The 4,836-nt window shown below is 70.3% G+C and carries 6 protein-coding genes and 1 pseudogene; all 7 read right to left on the reverse strand.

All coding sequences use genetic code 11. The features are described from left to right. Positions 1-216, reverse strand: a pseudogene (locus A6Q79_RS17890) (integrase); the annotation flags it as partial. 66 nt (positions 217-282) lie between these two features. Further along, positions 283-444, reverse strand: a complete 162-nt coding sequence (locus A6Q79_RS17895; protein WP_317698900.1) for a hypothetical protein — start codon at positions 442-444, stop codon at positions 283-285. Continuing rightward, on the reverse strand, positions 441-1,112 hold the full coding sequence (locus A6Q79_RS17900) for a response regulator transcription factor (RefSeq protein WP_083516152.1): 672 nt from the start codon (positions 1,110-1,112) through the stop codon (positions 441-443). The genes A6Q79_RS17895 and A6Q79_RS17900 overlap by 4 nt, the downstream gene beginning before the upstream one ends. Positions 1,113-1,195: 83 nt before the next feature. Beyond that, entirely contained in the window at positions 1,196-2,533 is a 1,338-nt protein-coding gene (locus tag A6Q79_RS17905; RefSeq protein WP_286689532.1) for an MFS transporter, read from the reverse strand. A gap of 140 nt (positions 2,534-2,673) precedes the next feature. Further along, positions 2,674-3,120 (reverse strand): aminoglycoside phosphotransferase family protein, encoded by a 447-nt coding sequence (locus A6Q79_RS17910; RefSeq protein ID WP_317698901.1) that lies wholly within the window; start codon positions 3,118-3,120, stop codon positions 2,674-2,676. Next, the gene (locus A6Q79_RS17915; RefSeq protein ID WP_317698902.1) at positions 3,060-3,536 is read right to left on the reverse strand and encodes an aminoglycoside phosphotransferase family protein; all 477 of its coding nucleotides are present in this window, start codon (positions 3,534-3,536) and stop codon (positions 3,060-3,062) included. The genes A6Q79_RS17910 and A6Q79_RS17915 overlap by 61 nt, the downstream gene beginning before the upstream one ends. Next, positions 3,533-4,836: metallophosphoesterase (locus tag A6Q79_RS17920; RefSeq protein ID WP_317698903.1), on the reverse strand; the 1,304-nt coding region annotated here is incomplete at its 5' end. The genes A6Q79_RS17920 and A6Q79_RS17915, both read right to left, overlap by 4 nt.

Here is a 4,836-nt window from a genome sequence, read left to right on the forward strand (position 1 = left end):
GGAGTATTCTGAAACATCTTCCACACCTAAATCTCTTAACCAATTCTTGACGATTCGGGAATACTGGTAAATGGAGAGAGGTTTTCTCGTGTAGTGATAATGAGTTGAACGGAAGATGAAATCTTCTCTCTTTCTCTCAAGCAGGTATTTCTTGATGACTGCAATGGAATTTTTGGAAAGAGGAAGATTCAATGTCGTTTTCTTCGTCTTCTTCATCTTCCTCTAATTCATCCTCCTGCTCTTCCTCATCGAGGTCCTCCTCTTCTTCGATTTCTTCTTCAGCTATTTCTTCAGCTTCGACTTCTTCAACAACTGGCTCTGGAGCCGCTGCTGGTGCAGGTCGACGGCGCGGCTCTCGGCGTACGAGCGCAGCAGCGGGACGGTCAGGAGCACGAGCACGGCCACCGCGAGGGACACGCTGAGGACCAGCAGACGACGCCTCACGCCACGCCGCCGGGGCGAGCGAGCCGGTAGCCGACGCCGCGCACCGTGTCGATCACCACCCGCTCGGACAGCTTGGAACGCAGCGCCGCCACGTGCACGTCGAGCGTCCGGGACGCTCCCACCCAGGTGGTGTCCCACACCTCCTCCATCAGGGCGGCCCGCGTGACCGGCTCGTCCGGCGTACGGGCCAGCGCGCGGAGCAGCTCGCACTCCTTGGCCGTCAGGTCGACGGACGCGCCGTCGGGGAAGTGGACCCGTCGCGCCTCGACGTCGACCTCCAGGCCCGCGTCGACCCTCGGCGGGCGGCTCACCGGGCCGTGCGTGCGGCGCAGGACGGCGTCGACCCTCGCCAGCAGCACGTCGGTGCTGTACGGCTTGGTGACGTAGTCGTCGACGCCCGCGCGCAGTGCCGCCACGACGGCGCCCTCGTGACGGCGGGCGGTGAGGGCGACCACCGGGACGTCGGAGCGTGCGCGCACCTGCTGGCAGACCCAGAGCCCGTCACGGTCCGGCAGGCCCATGTCGAGCAGGACGAGGTCGGCGTCGTCGACCAGGGGCATGGCCTCCTGCGCCGTCGGCGCGTGCCGCACCGTCCAGCCGCGGTCACGCAGCACCTGCGTCAGCGCGGCCGCCACGCCCGCGTCGTCCTCGACGATCACCACTCGCACCGCACGTCCTCCCGTCGACCCGATGGTGCCACGACGCGGACGAGCGGACCCCGACGCCGGGGCCCGCTGGTCCGACGTGGAGGTCAGCGCGTGTTGACGACCTCCCGGTCGCGGGCCACCTGCTCGGTGTCCAGGTAGGTGACCGAGCGGTTGCGCAGCGCGAACACGTACACCAGCAGGGAGACGCCGATCGCGATCGTGACGTAGACGGCGAACGCCCCCAGGGCATCGCGGCTGATCGCGGCCTCGTAGACCAGCGGAGCCGTGCCGCCGAACATCGAGTTCGCCAGCGCGTACCCCAGGCCGACGCCCAGCGCCCGGATGTGGGCCGGGAAGAGCTCCGCCTTCACGACGGCGTTGATCGACGTGTACCCGGTGAGCAGCACGTACGTCCCGGCCAGCATCAGGAACGACGCCATCGGTGTGGTCACCGTGGGCAGGACCGTGAGGAACGTGTAGGTCCAGAGCACACCACCGATGCCGAAGGCGACCAGCAGCGGCTTGCGACCGACCCGGTCGCTCAGCAGGCCGCCGAGCGGCTGGATGAGCATGAGCAGGACGAGCGCGGCGAAGTTGATCCACGTGCCGGTCATGCCCTCGTCGGCGTACGTCGACTTGATGATGAGCGGCCCGTTGACGCTGTAGGTGTAGAAGGCGATCGTGCCGCCCAGCGTGATCAGGAAGCACAGCAGCAGCTGCTTCGGGTAGGTCGTGAGGAGCTCGACCATGGAGCCCGAGCGACGCTCCTCGCCGGTCTCGACGAGCGACTCGTCCATGCTGCGACGCAACCAGAAGACGACGACCGCACCGACCGCGCCCATGAGGAACGCGACGCGCCAGCCCCAGGCGGCGATCTGCTCGTCGGTGAGCAGCGCCTGCTGGACCAGCAGCGTCAGCTGGGCGAGCACGTGGCCGCCGACGAGCGTCACGTACTGGAAGGAGGAGAAGAACCCGCGCAGCCCCGGCGCCGCGGCCTCGGACATGTACGTCGCCGACGTGCCGTACTCACCGCCCGTGGCGAAGCCCTGCAGGAGACGGCAGAGCACGAGCATGACGACCGCGCCGCCTCCGATCGTCTCGGCGGTGGGCGTGACCGCGATGAGCAGCGATGCCCCGGCCATGATCGAGATGCTCAGGACGAGCGCCGGACGTCGGCCGTGCCGGTCCGCGTACCGGCCGAAGAACCACGAGCCGATCGGGCGCATCACGAAGGTGACCGCGAAGATCGCCATCGTGTAGATGCCCGCGTTCGGCTCGCCCTCCGCGAAGAAGCTGCTCGACAGGTAGCTCGCGAACACGGTGTAGACGTAGACGTCGTACCACTCGACCAGGTTGCCGAGGGAGCCCCGGACCGTGTTGAACACGGCGCGACGGATGCCCGGTGCGTCCTCCTGCTGGGTCTGCGGTGTCTTCTGGCTCATGGTGGTCACCTCGTGGCCCGCGGGGTGGGACGTCGCGGGAGGGGCCCTGACTCGCCGCGACCCCTGACGCTAGGTGTGACCGCCACCACGTGGCACCCGTCACGCCCGAGGCTTTACACAGGCTTTGCACTCGCCACGGCTCAGTCCTGGACGGCCTTCGCGATCGTGACGCAGCGGGTGGTCCACGAGCGGTCGGCGTCGTCGAGGGGCCGGCCCGCCTCCTGCGCGTCCTGCAGGGTCCAGAGCGCGTTGAGCATCATCCGCACGACCACCCAGTCGCGCACCCGGTGCTCGTCGAGCCCGGCGACGTCGACCACGGTGTGGAAGCGGCGGCGCACGGCGAAGCGGACGTCGCGGGCCGACGCGACCTCGTCCCACCGGTTCCACAGCAGCGGGGCGGGCTCGTAGGCCGGGTCGCCGCTGATCCCCTTCGGGTCGATCACGAGCCACGGCGTGCCATCCCCGCCTGAACCCTCCGCGCGACGGCTGGCGAGGACGTTGGCGTCGTGGAGGTCGGCGTGGATGGTCAGCCCGTCGGTGCCAGGGTCGCTCGCGAACGCGCGGCCCAGCGAGACGGCCTGCTGCACAGACGACGCGGGGCGGTCACGTGCAGGGTCGCGTAGAGCCCGGCCACCACCTCGCACGCGTCGAGCACCGGCAGCGACGACAGGGCCGTCGGACCGGCACGCTCCAGCAGCAGCGCTCCACGGGCCGGGTCGGCACGCAGCAGCCGCACGGCTCCGCGCCCGTCCCACGTGGTCAGCGTCAGGTGCTCGTGGCGGGACTCCTCGTCGACGTGTCCGACCTTCAGCACGGCCTCGACGCCACGCTCGGTGAGCACCGGCAGCACCAGCGCGACCTCGCCGTGCACCGGGTCGCCCGTCACCCGCAGGGACCACTCGGCGAGGAGGTCGTCGACCGTGCGTGGCAGGGCGTCGACGAACGCTGCCCAGCGCGGACCCCGTCGAGCGAACGCCGCGACCGCGGCCGGCACCTGGATCACGGCTGGACGGGAGCCTCCGGGTCCTGGTCCTCGGCCGTCGGGTCCTCGGTGGGGTCCGGGTCGGCGGGCGAGGGCGAGGAGGTGAGCGGCAGCTCGGTGTAGTCGCCGACGTCGATGACGCCGGCGGGCGTGAACGTGACCACCTGCAGCCCGACCGGCGCACCGTCGGCGTCGAAGGTGACGATCGTGACCTGGGCGTCGCGCCGCAGGCTGCTGCCGAGGGCGATCGGCAGGACCGCGCCGCCGGTCGTGCCGGTCGTCAGCCGGGTGGTCGACCGGCCGTCGGGACCGGCGATCGCCCGCGGGCCCACCTGGTAGTGCAGGTGCCCGGTGAGCACGAGGTCGACGCAGCCGCTGGCCGCGACCTTGCGTCCCGACGCCCACGAGTGGACGGCGAGCACGCCGACCCGCTCGCCGCGCTCGTCGGCGTCGCACGCGGTCGACGTGAGCTCCTCGTCCTGGTCGTCGAGGGCGGTGTCGCGGGTCTTCGCGTCCTCGGTGTAGCCGGTGAGGGTCGTGCCGCGCGGGTCGGTGTCGCCGAGGAAGCGGACGCCATCGACCTCGACGGGATCGCCGTCGAGCACGGTGAACCCGGCTTTCTCCTGGTCCTTCGTCGTGCGGCGGGAGTCGTGGTTGCCGCCGATGGAGACGACGTCGAAGCCCTTGAACGCCCGGGCGAGGGAGTTGATGCTGAACGTCTCCCACGCGCCGCCCTGGGAGGTGTCGTCGCCGAGGTCGATCAGGAGGCGGGCCTTCGCGCGGTCGGCGATGTTGCGGGCGACCGGGTCCATGCCGATGTTGTCGTGGCGGTCGGTGACGACGAGCGCCGTCGTCTCGCCGTCCTCGGGCTCGCGGACGCGCACCTGCGTCGCCTGCTCCTCGAGCGCGCCGTAGAAGCTGACGGAGTCGCGGTAGAGGTACAGCGCACCCTCCACGAGCGCGCGGCTGCTCGTGGTGGCGCTGCCCTGGGCCAGCTGCAGCCGGTCGAGCACCGGGTCGGCGGGCAGCTCGGGGAACACCTCGCGCGCCGCGGTCCACGTCTGCGCCGGCTCGGCGTCCTGACGCTCGGGCAGGCTGACCAGCACCAGCGCGCCGACCACGACGACGACGGTGGCGACCCCGCCCGCCACCTGCCCGCGCGACGGCTGCACCATCTCGCGGCGGATCCGACGCCGACGGTCGGCACCGACCGCACGCCAGCCGAGCACGAGGACGGTGACCGTGAGGACGCCGACACCCAGACCGCGCAGGGCCGCCTCGGCCGCCATGTCGGTGACGGCGATCACGTCGCCCGGCTTGA

The organism is Aeromicrobium sp. REDSEA-S32_B7, from assembly GCF_001626145.1.
In the GTDB taxonomy this organism is placed as follows: domain Bacteria; phylum Actinomycetota; class Actinomycetes; order Propionibacteriales; family Nocardioidaceae; genus Aeromicrobium; species Aeromicrobium erythreum.

Coding starts and splice junctions, on each gene's coding strand:
- A6Q79_RS17905 (WP_286689532.1), bottom strand. CDS start 2,533: ATGAGCCAGAAGACACCGCAGACCCAGCAGGAGGACGCACCGGGCATC.